The organism is Sphingobium sp. D43FB, assembly GCF_002312805.1.
Lineage (GTDB): Bacteria > Pseudomonadota > Alphaproteobacteria > Sphingomonadales > Sphingomonadaceae > Sphingobium.
Map to the genome: position 1 here is coordinate 48,559 of NZ_NMUA01000012.1, position 16,699 is coordinate 65,257.

The 16,699-nt window shown below is 64.5% G+C and carries 17 protein-coding genes; 9 read left to right on the forward strand and 8 right to left on the reverse strand.

Annotation, left to right across the window (positions count from 1 at the left end; translation table 11 throughout):
* Positions 1-24 precede the first annotated feature (24 nt).
* The 6 genes from SxD43FB_RS12035 (at position 25) to SxD43FB_RS12060 (ending at position 6,288) form a co-directional block, all read left to right on the forward strand.
* Positions 25-1,134 carry an S-(hydroxymethyl)glutathione dehydrogenase/class III alcohol dehydrogenase gene (locus SxD43FB_RS12035; protein WP_096062385.1) on the forward strand — a complete coding sequence of 370 codons (1,110 nt, stop codon included), beginning with the start codon at positions 25-27 and terminating at the stop codon, positions 1,132-1,134.
* Positions 1,135-1,157: 23 nt separating this feature from the next.
* Entirely contained in the window at positions 1,158-1,544 is a 387-nt protein-coding gene (locus SxD43FB_RS12040; RefSeq protein WP_096062386.1) for a VOC family protein, read from the forward strand.
* Between the two features lie 14 nt (positions 1,545-1,558).
* On the forward strand, positions 1,559-2,392 hold the full coding sequence (gene fghA / locus SxD43FB_RS12045; protein ID WP_096062461.1) for an S-formylglutathione hydrolase: 834 nt from the start codon (positions 1,559-1,561) through the stop codon (positions 2,390-2,392).
* A gap of 49 nt (positions 2,393-2,441) precedes the next feature.
* The gene (locus SxD43FB_RS12050; protein WP_096062387.1) at positions 2,442-4,472 is read left to right on the forward strand and encodes a M3 family metallopeptidase; all 2,031 of its coding nucleotides are present in this window, start codon (positions 2,442-2,444) and stop codon (positions 4,470-4,472) included.
* Entirely contained in the window at positions 4,469-5,533 is a 1,065-nt protein-coding gene (locus SxD43FB_RS12055; protein WP_096062388.1) for a PLP-dependent cysteine synthase family protein, read from the forward strand. Before SxD43FB_RS12050 ends, SxD43FB_RS12055 begins: the two co-directional genes overlap by 4 nt.
* Positions 5,534-5,601: 68 nt before the next feature.
* Positions 5,602-6,288: a CDP-alcohol phosphatidyltransferase family protein gene (locus SxD43FB_RS12060; protein WP_096062389.1), complete on the forward strand. Its 687-nt coding sequence runs from the start codon at positions 5,602-5,604 to the stop codon at positions 6,286-6,288.
* Here SxD43FB_RS12060 and maiA read toward each other — a convergent pair.
* The 3 genes from maiA to hmgA are packed head-to-tail and all read right to left on the reverse strand — an operon-like array spanning position 6,285 to position 9,528.
* On the reverse strand, positions 6,285-6,923 hold the full coding sequence (gene maiA / locus SxD43FB_RS12065) for a maleylacetoacetate isomerase (protein ID WP_096062462.1): 639 nt from the start codon (positions 6,921-6,923) through the stop codon (positions 6,285-6,287). The genes SxD43FB_RS12060 and maiA overlap by 4 nt on opposite strands.
* 5 nt (positions 6,924-6,928) lie before the next feature.
* Complete coding sequence (gene fahA / locus SxD43FB_RS12070; protein ID WP_096062390.1) at positions 6,929-8,215, reverse strand: fumarylacetoacetase; 1,287 nt, start codon at positions 8,213-8,215, stop codon at positions 6,929-6,931.
* Positions 8,212-9,528 carry a homogentisate 1,2-dioxygenase gene (gene hmgA, locus SxD43FB_RS12075; RefSeq protein ID WP_255245700.1) on the reverse strand — a complete coding sequence of 439 codons (1,317 nt, stop codon included), beginning with the start codon at positions 9,526-9,528 and terminating at the stop codon, positions 8,212-8,214. Before hmgA ends, fahA begins: the two co-directional genes overlap by 4 nt.
* 78 nt (positions 9,529-9,606) lie before the next feature.
* On the opposite strand from hmgA, the gene SxD43FB_RS12080 reads away from it, so the two are divergent.
* On the forward strand, positions 9,607-10,083 hold the full coding sequence (locus SxD43FB_RS12080) for a MarR family transcriptional regulator (RefSeq protein ID WP_255245701.1): 477 nt from the start codon (positions 9,607-9,609) through the stop codon (positions 10,081-10,083).
* Between the two features lie 53 nt (positions 10,084-10,136).
* Here SxD43FB_RS12080 and SxD43FB_RS12085 read toward each other — a convergent pair whose 3' ends face one another.
* Both SxD43FB_RS12085 and SxD43FB_RS12090 read right to left on the reverse strand, forming a co-directional pair.
* The gene (locus SxD43FB_RS12085; protein WP_096062392.1) at positions 10,137-11,123 is read right to left on the reverse strand and encodes a transketolase C-terminal domain-containing protein; all 987 of its coding nucleotides are present in this window, start codon (positions 11,121-11,123) and stop codon (positions 10,137-10,139) included.
* Positions 11,120-12,115, reverse strand: a complete 996-nt coding sequence (locus SxD43FB_RS12090) for a thiamine pyrophosphate-dependent dehydrogenase E1 component subunit alpha (RefSeq protein WP_096062393.1) — start codon at positions 12,113-12,115, stop codon at positions 11,120-11,122. Before SxD43FB_RS12090 ends, SxD43FB_RS12085 begins: the two co-directional genes overlap by 4 nt.
* A gap of 216 nt (positions 12,116-12,331) precedes the next feature.
* Between SxD43FB_RS12090 and SxD43FB_RS12095 the strand changes: the two genes are divergently transcribed.
* Positions 12,332-12,610, forward strand: coding sequence for a hypothetical protein (locus SxD43FB_RS12095; RefSeq protein ID WP_037473680.1), 279 nt, complete (start codon positions 12,332-12,334; stop codon positions 12,608-12,610).
* Here SxD43FB_RS12095 and SxD43FB_RS12100 read toward each other — a convergent pair.
* Entirely contained in the window at positions 12,601-14,286 is a 1,686-nt protein-coding gene (locus SxD43FB_RS12100) for an FAD-dependent oxidoreductase (RefSeq protein ID WP_096062394.1), read from the reverse strand. The genes SxD43FB_RS12095 and SxD43FB_RS12100 overlap by 10 nt on opposite strands.
* Before the next feature lie 138 nt (positions 14,287-14,424).
* Between SxD43FB_RS12100 and SxD43FB_RS12105 the strand changes: the two genes are divergently transcribed.
* Complete coding sequence (locus tag SxD43FB_RS12105) at positions 14,425-15,225, forward strand: enoyl-CoA hydratase-related protein (protein WP_096062395.1); 801 nt, start codon at positions 14,425-14,427, stop codon at positions 15,223-15,225.
* Between the two features lie 45 nt (positions 15,226-15,270).
* Here SxD43FB_RS12105 and SxD43FB_RS12110 read toward each other — a convergent pair whose 3' ends face one another.
* Both SxD43FB_RS12110 and SxD43FB_RS12115 read right to left on the reverse strand, forming a co-directional pair.
* Complete coding sequence (locus SxD43FB_RS12110) at positions 15,271-16,374, reverse strand: Gfo/Idh/MocA family oxidoreductase (protein WP_096062396.1); 1,104 nt, start codon at positions 16,372-16,374, stop codon at positions 15,271-15,273.
* Complete coding sequence (locus SxD43FB_RS12115) at positions 16,374-16,604, reverse strand: biotin/lipoyl-containing protein (RefSeq protein WP_037473685.1); 231 nt, start codon at positions 16,602-16,604, stop codon at positions 16,374-16,376. Before SxD43FB_RS12115 ends, SxD43FB_RS12110 begins: the two co-directional genes overlap by 1 nt.
* Positions 16,605-16,699: the final 95 nt, after the last annotated feature.

The following is a 16,699-nucleotide window of genomic DNA, read 5'->3' on the forward strand; positions in this document are numbered from 1 at the left end:
CGGGCAATCGCAGAGGAGTGCCATATGAAGACCCGCGCCGCCGTCGCCTTTGAAGCCAAGAAGCCGCTTGAAATCGTCGAACTCGATCTGGAAGGGCCGAAGGCGGGCGAGGTGCTGGTGGAAATCATGGCGACGGGCATCTGCCATACCGACGCCTATACGCTCGATGGTTTCGACAGCGAAGGCATCTTCCCTTCCGTACTGGGCCATGAAGGCGCGGGCATCGTGCGCGAAGTCGGTGCTGGCGTCACCAGCGTCAAGCCGGGCGACCATGTGATCCCGCTCTACACCCCCGAATGCCGCCAGTGCAAAAGCTGCCTGTCGGGCAAGACCAACCTATGTACCGCGATCCGCGCGACGCAGGGCAAGGGGCTGATGCCCGACGGCACGACCCGCTTTTCCTACAAGGGCCAGCCCATCTACCATTATATGGGCTGCTCGACCTTCTCCAACTTCACCGTCCTGCCGGAGATTGCAGTCGCCAAGATCCGCGAGGACGCGCCGTTCGACAAGAGCTGCTACATCGGCTGCGGCGTCACCACGGGCGTCGGCGCGGTGGTGAACACCGCCAAGGTTCGCGTGGGCGACAATGTCATCGTGTTCGGACTGGGCGGTATCGGCCTCAACGTCCTGCAGGGCGCGCGCATGGTGGGGGCCGACAAGATCATCGGCGTCGACATCAATCCCGACCGTGAGGCATGGGGCAAGCGCTTTGGCATGACCCATTTCGTCAATCCCAAGGAGATTGAGGGCGATATCGTCCAGCATCTGGTGGCGCTGACCGATGGCGGGGCAGACCATACGTTCGATTGCACCGGCAACACTACGGTCATGCGCCAGGCGCTGGAAGCCTGCCATCGCGGCTGGGGCGTCTCGACCGTCATCGGCGTCGCGGAAGCCGGTAAGGAAATCAGCACGCGCCCGTTCCAGTTGGTCACCGGCCGCGTCTGGCAGGGCAGCGCCTTTGGTGGGGCGAAGGGCCGCACCGACGTCCCCAAGATCGTCGACTGGTATATGAATGGCAAGATCGAGATCGACCCGATGATCACCCATGTGCTCAGCCTGGAGGAGATCAACAAGGGCTTCGACCTGATGCATGCGGGCGAGAGCATCCGCAGCGTCGTCATTTTCTGATATTTTGAGCGAGGAAGAACCTTATGTCCATTTTCACCCACGCCTGCGTTGGCGCCAACGATATCGCCGCATCCAAGGCTTTTTACGACGCGGCCCTCGGCGCGCTCGGCATCGATAATCTGGGCGCGATGAGCGACAAGGCATTTCTCTATGGCAAGGGGACACCGGAGTTTCTGGTGCTGACCCCAGCCAATGGCGAACCCGCCTGCCATGCCAATGGCGGTACGCTGGGCTTTGCCGCCGCCACCCGCGCGCAGGTCCGCGCCTTTCACGAAGCAGGCCTTGCCCATGGCGGCACCTGCGAAGGAGCGCCTGGTCCCCGCGCCTTCGCGCCGACGGCCTATGCCGCCTATATGCGCGACCCCACCGGCAACAAGATTTGCGCCTATTGCTACGCTGACGGCGAGTGAGCGGCATGAGCGGCATGGAGACGGTATCGACCAATCGCACCTTTGGCGGGGTGCAGGGCGTCTACCGCCATGCCTCCGCCGTCTGCGGCGGCGACATGACCTTCTCGGTCTATGTCCCACCGCATGCGCCGGGCCAGAAGCTACCAGTGGTCTGGTATCTGTCGGGCCTGACCTGCACCCATGCCAATGTCACGGAGAAGGGCGAATATCGCCGCCTCTGCGCTGAACTCGGTCTGATCTTCGTCGCGCCCGATACGTCGCCGCGCGGCGAAGCTGTGGCCAATGATCCCGATGGCGCCTATGATTTTGGGCTTGGGGCGGGCTTCTATGTCGATGCGACGCAGCCGCCCTTCGCCACCCACTATCATATGTGGTCCTATGTGACCGAAGAACTGCCTGCGCTGGTTGCGGCGCAATTCCCTGCCGACATGGCGCGTCAATCGATCATGGGCCATTCCATGGGCGGCCATGGCGCGCTGACCATCGGCCTTAGCTTCCCCGACCGGTTCAAGGCGATCTCCGCCTTCGCGCCGATCGTCGCTCCCTCACGCGTGCCATGGGGGCAGAAGGCGCTGGGCGGCTATCTGGGCGAGGATCATGCAGCCTGGCGTCGCCATGATGCGGTGGCGCTGATCGAGGATGGGGCCCGGGTTGCCGACTTGTTGGTGGACCAGGGGGAGACAGACCCCTTCCTTGCTGAACAACTCCGTCCCGACCTGCTGGACGCGGCTTGCAAGGCGGCGGGCATTCCGCTGACGCTGCGGCTCCAGCCCGGCTATGACCATAGCTATTATACCATCTCGACCTTCATGGAGGATCATCTGCGCTGGCATAGCGCCCGCCTCTGACCCATGGAGCGCTTTACGGTCATGCCCCGTCCCGTGTAAGGGCAAGGGCATGACCCAAGCCAATCCCCTGCTCGACAGCCGCCTGCATCCTCAGTTTGGCGACATCCATCCCGACCATGTCCTGCCCGCCGTGGAAAGCGCCATCGCCACCCACCGCGCCGCCATGGCCGAGTGCGCCCAAGCGTCGGGCTTTGCCGCCGTCTTCCTGGCCAAGGAAAGCGCCGACGCTGCCCTGTCGCGCATATGGGGCACGGTCGATCATCTGATCGGCGTGACCAACAGCCCCGAACTGCGCGCCGCCCATGGGGAAGCCCAGCCGCTGATCCACAGCTATTTTGCCGAAGTCGGGCAGGACCGGCCGCTCTATGATGCGCTCGCCGCGATCCCGACCGAAGGACTGGATGAGGCGCAAGCCCGCGCGCTGGCCCTGACGCTGCGCGGCTTCGAATTGTCCGGCGTCAGTCTGGACGGGGAAGATCGTGCTGCCTTTGCCGCCAATAGCGTCGAACAGGGACGATTGGCGACCGCGTTCGCCAATGCGGTGATGGATGCGACCGAGGCCTGGACGCTGCACCTGGCCGACGACACGCGCCTGGCGGGTGTGCCGCAGAGCGATCAGGATGCGATGGCGCGCGCCGCGCAGGCGAAGGGGCTGGAAGGCTGGCTGGTCGATCTCCACGCGCCATCGGTGCGCGCGGCCACGGCCTTTGCGCAGGATCGCGACCTGCGCCGCACCGTCTACGAAGCCTATGGCACCCGCGCCTCCGATCAGGGACCGCAGGCGGGCCTGTTCGACAATGGCGATCGGATCGCGCAATTGCTGGCGTTACGGCAGGATGCCGCGCGCCTACTGGGCCATAGTGATGCGGTAGCGCTGTCTCTGTCGACCAAGATGGCGCGCGATGGGGCCGAGGTTGACGCCTTCCTTGTCGATCTGGCGCAACGGGCGCGGCCGCGCGCGCAGGAAGAACTGGCAGAACTGGCCGCTTTCGCCCGCGATCATCTCGACATAGCGACCATCGAGCCATGGGACGTGGCCTATGTGACCGAGCATATGCGTCGCGCGGTGCATGCGGTGGACGAGGCGGAAATCCGCGCGCACCTGCCGCTGGCGCGCGTGCTTGACGGGCTGTTCGCGTTGGTCACCGACTTGTTCGAACTGGAAATCCGCGCCGCCGATGGCGAAGCGCCGGTCTGGCATCCCGATGTGCGCTATTTCACGCTGCACCGGGCAGGCGAGGACGCGCCCGTCGCCGCGCTCTATTGCGACATGTTCGCCCGCGCGGGCAAGCGGGGCGGCGCGTGGATGGACGTGTGCCGTCCGCGCCTGCGCGAAGCCGACCGGGAGCAAATGCCTATCGCCTATCTGGTGTGCAATTTCGCCAGCGGCGGCGCGGATCGGCCCGCGCATCTCACCCATTCGGATATGGTCACGCTGTTCCACGAAATGGGCCATTGCCTGCATCATCTGCTGACACAGGTGGACCTGCCCTCGATCGGCGGCATATCGGGCGTCGAATGGGATGCGGTCGAACTGCCGAGCCAGTTCCTGGAGAATTTCGCCTGGGAACCCGCCATGCTGCGCCGGGTATCGGCGCATGAGACGAGCGGCGCGCCGCTGGATGAGGCAATGATCGGCCGGATGCTCGCCGCGCGCCGCTTCATGGGGGCGCTCGCTTTGCTGCGGCAGGTGGAGTTCGCGCTGTTCGACCTGCGCCTGCATCTGGCGGCGGCGCAGGCTGATGGTCCCTCGGCGCAGGAAGTGCTGCAGGCGGTACGGCAGGAAGTAGCCGTCATCCATCCACCGGAATGGCATCGCTTCGCCCATGGCTTTAGCCATATCTTCGCGGGCGGCTATGCGGCGGGCTATTACAGCTATTTGTGGGCCGAACGCCTGTCCGCCGATGCCTTCGAAGCCTTTGCCGACGAGCGCGCCGACCGGGCCGCCTTGGGTGGCCTGTTCCGTGACCATGTGCTGGCACGGGGCGGATCGCGACCTGCGCTCGACAATTTCGTCGGCTTCCGGGGCCGCGAGCCGGATTCGGCTGCGCTGCTGCGCGCGCTGGGCCTGGCCGCATGAGCGGTGGGGTGTCGCGGGACTGGCTGGCCGAAGCGATACGGCGGATCGAAGCGGATTATAACCGCTCCGCCGACACCCACCTCATCCGTCTGCCCCTGCCGCGCCACCCCGGCATCACCCTGTATCTAAAAGACGAAAGCTCGCACCCGACTGGCAGCCTCAAGCATCGGCTGGCGCGCTCGCTCTTTCTCTATGCGCTGTGTAACGAATGGATCGGGCCGCAGACGACGGTGATCGAGGCCTCTTCCGGCTCGACCGCCGTGTCCGAAGCCTATTTCGCCAAGATGCTGGGCCTGCGCTTCATCGCCGTGGTGCCAGCCTCCACCGCTGCGCCCAAGCTCGACGCGATCCGCTTTCACGGCGGCGAAATCCATGCCGTCGATGATCCCCGCACCGTCTATGCCACCGCCCAGCGGCTGGCGCAGGAAACCGGCGGTCATTATCTCGATCAGTTCACCTATGCCGAGCGGGCGACCGACTGGCGCGGCAATAACAATATCGCGCAGAGCATCTTCACCCAGATGGCGCAGGAAGAATATCCCATTCCCAGCTGGATCGTCTGCGGCGCCGGGACGGGTGGCACGTCGGCGACGATCGGCCGCTTCATCCGCTACGAACGGCATGCGACCCGCCTGTGCGTCGCCGATCCCGTCAACTCGGTCTTTCATCGCCACCATGCCGACCCGTCGGTCACCACCCTGCCCGAAGGCTGCGCCGCGCGGATCGAGGGGATCGGGCGGCCGCGCGTCGAGCCGAGCTTCATCCCCTCGGTCATCGACCGGATGATCGCGGTGGAGGATGTGCAGTCGATCGGCGCGATGCATGCGCTGGCGGGCCTGTTGGGTCGCCGCGTCGGTGGATCGACCGGCACTAATATCTGGGCCTGCATGGCGATCGCCGATGCCATGGCGCAGGCGGGCGAACAGGGTAGTATCGTCACGCTGCTATGCGACAGTGGCGATCGCTATGGCTGCACCTATTATGATGCGGATTGGACGAGCGCGCATGGCATTGACTGGCAGGCTGACGCGGCCAGTATTGTCGGGCGTATGACGGCATGAGTCGGGGTGGCGACGAACCGAAGTGACAGGAGCATTGCCGTTGTCGCCGGGTTGCCCGATAAGGCGATATGACAGACTCATTACAAAGCGGCCCCGGCACGCTTGATCGCATACAACAGAATTTTCTTGCCAAGGCCGAACGACGATTGCTGACCTGGCTATGCAGCCGGATGCCGAGCTGGGTCACGCCCGACCGCCTGACCTTCGCCGGGGTGATCGGCGCGGTGATGACCTTCGCGGGTTATGTGGCCAGCAATTGGGGCGCGGCGTGGCTGATCCTGGCCATTATCGGCTATTTCGTTCAATGGTTCGGGGATTCGATGGATGGCAGTTTGGCACGGTTCCGGCGGATCGAAAGGCCATCCTATGGCTATTTCATCGACCATAGCTGCGACGGGCTGGTCACGCTGCTGATCCTGGCGGGTATCGGGCTTAGCCCCTTCGTCACGATGGACGTGGCGATGGTGGCGCTGGCGGGTTATCTGCTGTTGTCGATCCACGCCTATCTTTCTGCCCGCGTGCTGGGCGAGTTCAAACTCTCCTATCTGTCGGCCGGGCCGACCGAATTGCGGCTGATGCTGATCGGCCTGACCATCATGATGATGATGCTGGGCTATGGGCCGGGCCTGTTCGGGCGATGGTCGGGCTTCGACATTTTCGTCGGCGCGGTGGGCGGCCTGTTGATCATCCTGTTCATCGGCCAGACGCTGATCACCGGTCGGCGGCTGGCGCACAAGGATGCGGGGCTGCTCTAGGGGCGGTCGGCGTCGGGCTGCCGGTCGGGATGGGCCTGGGCGACGGACGCGAGGCTCGACAGGCGGATGCCGATCGCACGGATCTGTGGGAAGGGCTGCACATCGACGCCGAAGCGATGCGCACCATAGAGTTGCGGGAGCAGGAAACAGTCGGCCAGGCCGGGTGTATCGCCAAAGGCGAAGTCGCCGCCGTGGCGGGCGATCTGTTCCTCCAGCGCGGCGAAGCCTTCGCTGATCCAGTGGGCGATCCAGGCGGTGATCTGATTGGGAGTAGCCGCGAAATCGCCACGTAGCCGGTCAAGGACGCGCAGATTGTTGAGCGGGTGAATGTCGCACCCGACAAGGGCCGCCATGCCGCGCACCACCGCCCGGTCGAACGCCTTGGCGGGCAGCAGCGGCGGGTCGGGATATTGCTCGTCCAGCCATTCGATGATCGCGCCGGACTGGGTGAGGACACCGTCCGGCGTTTCCAGCGCGGGAACGAGCGCCTGCGGGTTGAGTACGCGGAAGGACGGGGCGCGATGCGCACTGGTGCGCAGGTCGTAGGGCGTCTGGCGATAGTCCAGCCCTTTGAGCGCCAGCGCGATGCGCACCCGGTAGGCGGCGCTCGATCGCCAATAGCCGTGCAGCATCATGCCCGTCAGCCTTTGGCCGGAAGGATGCGGGCGCGGCATTCGCCAAAGCCGATAGACGCAAAGCCCTCCCGCCGCGCAGTTGCGGTGAGGACCACTTCGTCGCCATCCTCCAGGAAGGTGCGTTGTTCGCCCGATGGCAGGGTGATCGGTTCCGCCCCGCCGCGGCTGATCTCCAACAGGCTACCATAAGCGCTGCGATCGGGACCGGAAATGGTGCCGGTGCCGAGCAGGTCGCCGGGCTGGAGGTTACAGCCGTTCGAGGCATGATGGGTAACGATCTGCGCGGGCGTCCAATACATGTTCGACGAGGGGCCGTGGCTGAGCGCGAAGTCCGGCAGCCCCTGATCGCGCATCCGGGTGGTGGACAGGGTGACGCTAAGGTCGAGCGCTAGAGCGCCGCCAGCCTGATCCTGTTCGTCCCATAGATAGGGCAAGGGCTTGGGGTCAGCGGCGTCGCGTGCTGGCTGCGCAGCGCGGAAGGGGGCTAGGGCTTCGGGGGTGATGACCCAGGGCGAGATGGTGGAATGGAAATTCTTGGCAAGGAAGGGGCCGAGCGGCACATATTCCCAAGCTTGAAAATCGCGTGCCGACCAGTCGTTGAGCAGGCAGAAGCCCGCAATATGGCCGGCTGCCTGGCCGATCGGGATCGGTTCACCCAAGGCGTTGCCCTCCCCAATCCACAAGCCCAGTTCCAGCTCATAATCCAGACGCCGGGTCGGGCCGAAGCGGGGTTCGCTATCCTGTGGTCCCTTGGTCTGGCCGACTGGGCGGACGACTGGGATGCCGGAGGGGCGGATCGAGGAGGCACGACCATGATAGCCGATCGGTAAATATTTATAGTTGGGCAGCAGCGGATTGTCGGGGCGGAATAGCTGGCCGACATGCGTGGCGTGATGGATGCCGACATAGAAATCGGTATAGTCGCCGATGGTCGCTGGCAGGTGGAGTTCGCAAGCCGCCATCGGGTGCAGCGCGGGTTCGACTGCTGCCTGACACGCCAAATCGGACAGCGAAGCGGACATTGCTTTGCGTAATTCGCGGCGGAGGACGGTTGGCAGGGCGAAGAAACTGTTGAGGCGGGTCTGGTTCAGCGCCGCCTGCAAGTTGGTCGGCAGAATGTCGATTATGGCTTTTATATCAAGGATATAGTCACCGATCGCGACACCCGCGCGCGGGCCCCCGCCCGGTGGCGAGAAGATGCCGAGCGGCAGATTCTGGATCGGGAATGCGGCATGGCCGTTCGCGCTGGTGACCCAGCTTTGCAGGTCGGCGGCGTGGGTGTGGTCGATCATGCGGCGTCCTTGTCTGTGGGGAGCTGCGCCTTGCGGAAGCCATCCCAGCATTGGTCATAGTCGGGCTGGGCGAAGGGGGCTTGCGCGGCGAACCCGGTGGGGCGGAAGGGGAAGCGGCTTTCGAACATGAAGGCCATGGTGGCTTCGATCTTGTGCGGGGCCAAGGCGGCGGTGATGCCCGTTTCATAGCTGGCGCGGTCGGGGCCGTGGCTCGCCATCTGATTGTGCAGCGATGCGCCGCCGGGGGCGAAGCCGCCTGCCTTTGCGTCATAGGTGCCGGTTATCAGGCCCATAAATTCGCTCATGACGTTGCGGTGGAACCAGGGCGGGCGGAACGTATTCTCCGCCACCATCCAGCGCGGCGGGAAGATGACGAAGTCGCAATTGGCGGTGCCGGGCGTGTCGCTGGGGCTGGTCAGGACGGTGAAGATGGACGGATCGGGATGGTCGTAGCTGACCGTGTTGAACGTGTTGAAGCGGCGCAGGTCATAGCGGTAGGGCGCGAGATTGCCGTGCCAAGCGACGACATCGAACGGGCTGTGCGGCAGGCGGGTGGACCAGAGCTGGCCCTGGAATTTCTGGATGAGGTCGACCGGCACGTTGACATCCTCGAACCAGGCGACTGGCGTTTCGAAATCGCGTGGATTGGCGAGGCCGTTCGATCCGATCGGGCCGAGGTCGGGCAAGCGGAAGGCAGCGCCATAATTTTCGCAGACATATCCACGCGCGACCGGGTCCAGCAATTCGACGCGGAAGCGCAGGCCGCGCGGGATGAGCGCGATCTGGAGCGGCGCGACGTCGAAGCGACCAAGTTCGGTGATGAGGCGGATGGCCCCTTCCTGCGGCACGATCAGCATCTCGCCGTCCGCGTTGAAGAAGGCGCGGTCCTGCATCGAGCGGTTGCAGGCGTAGAGATGTACCCCCTGCCCCGTGCCCACCGCGACGTCGCCATTGCCGCAATAGGTGACAAGGCCGTCGAGGAAATCGGTCGGATCGGTCGGGATCGGTAGCGGGTCCCAGCGCAGGCGGTTGGGAGATGGCGGCAGGTCGGTGAAGGGCGCGGAGCGGGATTGGCCAGCTCCTTGCCAGGGTCGATAGGTGCCATGCTGCGCGGTGGGACGCAGGCGGTAGAGCCAACTGCGGCGGTTCTCGGCGCGAGGGGCGGTGAAGGCGGTTCCTGATAGCTGTTCGGCATAGAGGCCGAAGGGCACCTTCTGCGGCGAGTTACAGCCGACCGGCAGCGCGCCAGGTACGGCTTGCGTCGCGAAATGATTGGCAAAGCCGGTCATCATGTCGTCTCTCGCACTCATCATCCTGCCCTCTCCGGCCGATAGTTTCCTTTGTAACCATCATAGGCCTTGCCGAACTGGTGTCAAATGTTACTATCTGCCATGCCCGCCGCTACGCTCACGCTCGATCATTTCCTGCCTTATCGCCTGTCCTTCACCGCCAATCTGGTGAGCGACGCGGTGGCGAGCGCCTATCAGGCGCTGTTCGGGCTGCGCATTCCCGAATGGCGGGTGATTGCGGTGACGGCCGAGAGCGCGGACGGGATCACCCAGCAGGCGATCGGCATCCGCACGCGCATGGACAAGGTGACGGTGAGCCGCGCGGCCAAGAGCCTGATCGCGCGCGACCTGATCGCGCGCAGGCCCAACGCCGCCGATCAGCGATCGCATCTGTTGGTGCTGACGAGCGAGGGGCGCGCCCTATATGAGGCGGTGGTGCCAAAGGCGCTGGAGTTGGAGCAGCAGATATTCAGCCGCTTCGCCAAGACGGAGCTGGAGCAGTTCGAAGCGATGTTGCGTCAGATCGATGGAATCGTGCTGACATCCGGCCTGTCGAATGGCGCGTCATTGAGCGATTGACGGGGGACATAAGAAAGGGGGCCGGACCTTTGTGGATCGGCCCCCTGTTTCTGTCAGGCCATCAGGGCCTTGACCGTTTCGACCACCCGATCGGGCGAGACGATATAGGCGTCTTCCAGCACCTTGGCGAAGGGTACCGGCGAATAGGGCGCGCCGAGGCGGCGGACCGGTGCCTTCAACTGACCGAACAATTCTTCGGCAATGGTCGACGCGATTTCGCCGCCGGGGCCGAAATGGCGCACGGCTTCATGAGCGATCACGGCGCGACCCGTCTTGGCGACCGAGGCCAGCACGGCTTCCTTGTCCCAGGGCGATACGGTGCGCAGGTCGATCAGTTCGACCGAAATGCCCGCCTCTGCCAAGGGAGCGAGCGCCTGCTGGCAGCGGATGACCTGCGAGGACCAAGAGACGATGGTGACGTCGGTCCCTTCCTGCACGATTCGCGCCTTGCCGAGCGGAACGGGCACTATCACATCGGGCACTTCGGCAGGGATGAACAGCGATCCGGCCGATTCGATGAAGATGCAGGGGTCCGGGTCTTGGATGCAGGACAGGAGCAATCCTGCATAGTCGGCCGGGTTGGAGGGCGCGACCACCTTGATCCCCGCCGTATGCGCGAACCAGCCTTCGAGATGATCGGCATGTTGGCCCGCCGTCTGCCAGCCGGCACCCGTCAGCGTGCGGATGGTGATCGGCACGGTGCTTTGCCCACCCGACATGAAGCGCAGCTTGGCGGCATGGTTGAAGATCATGTCCATGGCGACGGCGGTGAAGTTCATCAGCATGATTTCGGCCACGGGCTTGTAGCCCGCCAGCGCCGCGCCGATGGCCGCACCGATGATCGCCTGTTCGGAAATGGGCGTGGATTTGACGCGATCGTCGCCGAATTTGGTCGACAGGCCCGCCGTCGCGCCGGTGACACCGCCACCTTCGCGATCGGCGATATCCTCGCCCAGCACGATCACCTTGTCATCTTCGGCCATGGCCTGATGCAGGGCTGCATTCACGGCCTGGAGGCTGTTCATCTTCTTGGCGCTCATGCCGGGATCTCCTGCGCAAAGACATCGCGACGCAATTCGTCCACCGAGGGCAAGGGACTGGCGAGGCCGAATTCCTGTGCGTCCTCGATCTCGGCTTCGATCGTCGCCTGCATTGTGGCCAGCGTCTCTTCGGTCGCATGGCCCTGTTCGATCAGCCAGGCCTTGAAGGCGGGCAGCGGGTCTTTTTCGATGGCCGCCGCCTTTTCTTCCTTGGTCATATATTTATCGTCGTCGCCCAGCACATGGCCGTGGAAGCGGAAGGTCTTGCATTCCAGCAGGGTCGGACCTTCGCCATCACGCGCGCGGGTGATGGCGTCATGGGCGGCGGCGAACATGGCGAGCGGGTCGTTGCCATCGACCGTATGGCCGGGCATCCCATAGCCGATCGCGCGCTTGGCGATGAAGTCGACCGAGGTGCCGTTTTCGTAGCGTGTATGTTCGGCAAAGCCGTTATTCTGGCACACGAAGATCACCGGCAGCTTCCAGACCGAGGCGAGGTTGAGGGATTCATGGAAAGCGCCGATATTGGAAGCGCCGTCACCGAAATAGGCGATGGTGACGCGCCGCGACCCGTCCAGCTTCGCCGCCCAGGCGAGGCCATTGGCGATCGGCATGGAGGAACCGACGATGCCGGTCGTGACCATGACGCCGCTTTCGGGGTGGGTAAGGTGCATCGGCCCGCCCTTCCCCTTGCAGGTGCCATCGACACGTCCGGCGATTTCGGCCCAGAGCGGGCGCAGCGGCATGTCCTTGGCCACCATGTCGTGGATGCCGCGATAGATGGTGCAGATCTTGTCATCGTCCGTCATCAGCGATGAGAGCGTGGCGGGGATGACTTCCTGCCCACGCGCGGAATAATAGGGCATGACGAGCCGCCCAAGCCGGATGGTCTTGCGGATGGCGTCATCATTGCGTTCGATGCGGATCATGCGCCGGTAGATGTCTACCAGCTGGTCCGGGGTCGGCGCCGGGGCGTTGCTCAGCTCTGCCATAAAGTCCTCAGATGGCCAATGGGATGCCCCTGCATTGGCCGTTGCGGGGCGAGGGTCAACTCGCCGGGGCGATATGTCGATGCGGGCGGGGATCAAGGCTCGGAAGGCGGCGTTGATGCCCTGAAACACACCGCCAATTCGCCCCACCGATATGCGCGCGCTGCCCTTTGCGGCGCGCGCGGGGGCGTTCATGCTCGACGGGAAAGGAAGGATTTTATGACCAAGGACACACGCGACATCAGCGAGCGGACGGACCGGGTGCTGCAATTGGAAGCCGAGCTGGAGGCGGAAGGCGCAGCGACGACGCAAGGGGAGGAACTGGACCATGCCCGCGCCATGTTGCACCAATGGGTGGATAGCGTGGTGGCGGTGGTATCCTCGCCGGGCGTGGGCCGGGTGTCACTGATCCATGCCGATGGCGGCGAATCGCGTATCTCGTCGCCTGCCCTGCCCTATCTTCTGTCCCGACCGGCGCGCTTTACCGATCAGGGCTGATTATCGAGTCCGGCGGCGTGGCGGGCGGCGATATAGCCGAACACCAGGGAAGGGCCGATGCTGGCCCCCGCGCCGACATAGACATTGCCCATGACCGATGCCGTGGTGGTGCCGGTGGCGTAGAGCCCGGCGATCACTTGGCCGTCGGCATTGACCACGCGGCCACGCGCATCGGTGACGACGCCGCCATAGGTGCTGACATCGCCCGGCACGACGGGGACAGCGTAGAACGGCCCCTTGTCGATCGTTCCGAGGGCGCTTTGGTCGGAAAAGGGATCGCCGACGAACCCGCAATTATCATAGGCGCGGGCACCGCGCTGGAAATCCTCATCCACGCCCCTGGCTACAAAGCCGTTCCAGCGGGCGACGGTGGCGGTCAATGTGGCGGGATCGACCTTGATGCTGCTGGCGAGGGCCGAGATCGTGTCGGCGGTGTGGAGATAGCCGCTTTCGATCCAGCCATCAGGGATTTTCTTGTCGATGAACTTGCCCGCGATGGCGTATAATTCGACATAGTTGCGGTCGACGATCGCCCAACTGGGGATGGCGGGGACCAGCGCGTTCCGCTTGCGCATGGTTTCGCAATAAAGCTCGTAGCTGCCGCCTTCGTTCATGTAGCGCTGGCCGCTCTGGTCCACCAATATGGCGTGGGGCTTGCCGGTCATCGACTGGGCACCGGGCGCGACATAGGTTTGATCCCAACCGGGCGCAGGTGTCATCTGATAGCCGACCAACTGGTCCATCTGCGCCAGATGACCGCCGATCCGTTCCAGTTCCTGGTGCATGTCGCCGGTGTCCCCTTCGGGCGTCTGGGACCATAGGGCGCTGGTGCCTGGGATATAGCGATCGCGCATAGCCTGATTTTGCGAGAAGCCGCCCGCGTTGATGAGGATGCCCAAGCGCGCGCCGATGCTCCAGGGCTTGCCGTCCCGCACCGTTTCGACGCCTGTCGCGGCGTCATCGGCGATGATGATCTGGCGGACGGGGGCGTTCAGCCTTATGTCCACGCCAGCGGCCAGGGCGGCCTTGAGCATGCGGCCCTGCAGCGCCGCGCCGGCGGTGGTATATTGACGTCCTAGCAGCTTGTCGCGCAGTGTCCGGCCGATGATGCGCAGCAGCATTTTGCCCGACGCCTTGTTGGTGCGGCGATGGCCCTGCGCCTCCATGCCTTCGACCAAAGTGACGTTGAACTCGGCGAAACCTTTGCGCAGCTTGTCGCGCCATGGCCCCAATTCCTTGCGGTCGAAGGGCTTGGCGACGACGGTGCGCGATGTTTTGCAGCCGCCGGGGAGTTCGTCATAATAATCGGGCCAGAAGGTCGCGCCGCGTTGCAGGGCGATGCCCTTGTCGACCAGGAAATCGATCGCGCGGGGGGCCTGTGTCACATAGGCGCGCCGCTTTTCGGGCGAGGTGCCGGGGGCGGGGTAATCGTCCTGCGCGGCGTCGAGATAGGCCATGGCGGCCTCGGCGCTGTCGCTTTCGCCATCGGCCAGCATGAAGCGGTTGGCGGGAATCCACATCACACCGCCCGACTTGGCCGTCGTGCCGCCAACGAAGGCGGTCTTTTCGAGGATGACGACCGATTTTCCGGCGTCGCGCATGACAAGCGCCGAAGCCATCGACCCGGCGCCGCTGCCCACGACGAGCCAGTCGACCATTTCGTCAAATCCGGTCATGATATGCGCTCTCCTCTGCTTATGGCGCAGGCTATATCTGTTATGCGGCCGGCCGCTACGCCAGCCCCGCGCTTATCGCCGGGGCGACGTTGGCGGCGGCGCGGCGCGTGATATGGCGGGCGTCGAGGAGACCGAGCGATGACCCAGATGCTGCCCGCCTATGAGACGATTCTGCTGGAGCGACGCGGGCGGTTGCTGGTGGTGACGCTCAACCGGCCGGATGCGATGAACGCGGTCAATCGCGTGCTGCATGACGAATTACCCGACGCCCTGACCTTTGCCGGGACCGATCCCGATTCCGACGTGGTGCTGCTGACCGGCGCGGGGCGCGCCTTTTCGGCGGGGGGCGACATCGACCATATGGCGCATAATGCCGCGAACCCGCACCTGTTCGACCATGAGGCGCGGCAGGCGAAGCGGATCGTCTTTGCGATGTTGGACATCGAAAAGCCGGTGGTGTGCCGGATGAATGGGCATGCGGTAGGGCTGGGGGCGGCGATCGCGCTGCTGTGCGATGTGGTCTTTGCGGCGGAGGGCGCGAAGATCGGCGATCCGCATGTCGGCATCGGGCTGGTCGCCGGCGATGGTGGCGCGGTCGTGTGGGCGCAGCGGATCGGGCTTGCCAAGGCCAAGGAATATCTGCTGACCGGTGAACTGCTCAGCGCGCGAAAGGCGGCGGAGATCGGGCTGATCAACCATTGTATCGCGCCGGAGGCACTGGACGCGGCGGTCGATGGCTTTTGCGCGACGCTGCTGGCGGGCGCGCCCAATGCGATCCGCTGGACCAAGATATTGACCAATATCGAACTCAAGCGGATCGCTGGCGCGGTGATGGAGGCGGGGATCGCCTATGAGTCGCTCAGCGTGCGGAGCGCCGATCATCGTGAGGGGATTGCGGCGTTGAAAGAGAAGCGTCCGCCGCACTTTACCGGGCGGTAGCGCGGCGCGGGCGTTTCTCGATTGCGCTCGAAACGAACGGAGAGACTAAGCGACGTCCGCCAGTCGTATCCAGCAACGCGTCTCGCTCGACAGGCGGATGGCTTCCTGCACCCGCTCTACCTCCAGCGCTTCGGCGAAGTCGGGGGCGGCGCTTCCGCGTCCCTCGATCGCTTCGACCATGGCCTGCATCGAGAGCGCCATGGGGAAGCTTGGCTGGGGTTCGCTTTGCCAGTCGAGCGTGATGCCGGGTGCCGCCTTGAAGGCCTCTGGAATCGCGACTTCCGCCATCGCCCCGCCCAATTGTCCGGCGCGCAACTTGCAGTCGCGCGCGGTCGGGAAGGTCGGCGACGACACGGCGATCCGGCCCTTGTCGCCGAACACGTCGATCAGCCAGCCATCGTGCAGCGCCATGGACCAGCTGATCTGCATCTGCATGGTGAGGCCGCTTTCGAAACGCAGGATGACATTGGCGAAATCGGTGGTTTCGGGCGTGATCGTGTCGCCATCGGGGAAACGCCATTCGCGCAGGATCTGGCTGTCGTCGGCGACCAGTTCGGCAATCGGCCCGAACAGATAGCGCAGCATGTAGAGCGCATGGCTGCCATTGTTGCGGACGGCCGACACCCCCTGCCCGCCTTGCGCGAACCAATTATAGGAAAATTGCTTGATCGGGCTGTTGAACAGCGAGATGTTGAAATGGCAGGTGCCACCGAGCGGTGTGCCGGCATAGCTATCATTGAGCATCGCCTTCATCTGGCGGTGAGCGGGAAGCCATTGGGAGAAAGCATCGACCACGCCGATGCTGCCGCCCGCGCGCCACGCGGCGTCGATCGCTTTGGCGCCTGCCCAGTCGGGGGCATGGGGGCTGGCATTATAGACATGTTTGCCATGGGCCAGCGCGGCCAGCACCATCGGCAGGCGCACCGAGGGCCGGGTGCCGAGATCGACAATGTCGATGTCCGGGTCCGCGCACATGTCCTGCGCGTTCCAGAAGGCGCGCGGCAGGCCCAGCCGGTCGGCGGCAGCGCGCGCCGTTTCCTCGCGCGAGGTGCAGATGGCCGTCACCTCGACGCCGGGGATGGCGCGCCAGGCGGGAAGATGGGCGAAGGCGCCCCAAGCGGCGCTGACGATGCCGGCGCGCAGGGTCATTATTCGATCGTGCCCAGGATGGTGCCGACTTCATAGGTTTCGCCGGGCTGGGCGACGATGCGCAATGTGCCGCTGGCGGGCGATTCCACTTCATTGGCCGACTTGTCGGCTTCGAGCAGATAGAGCGGCTGGCCTTCGGTTACCTGCGCGCCGTCTTCGGCGAGCCATTCGGCGATCTGGGCCTCAGTCATCGAAAAGCCGATCTTGGGCAGCAATATGTCGGTCGCCATGGGTCTTTTCCTTCGTGAATATCTGGCATTTATCATGCCCGCTGGGGCAGGCGCGCGGCAATGCGCAACAGGGCGTGCCGCCCCGATATCGTTGC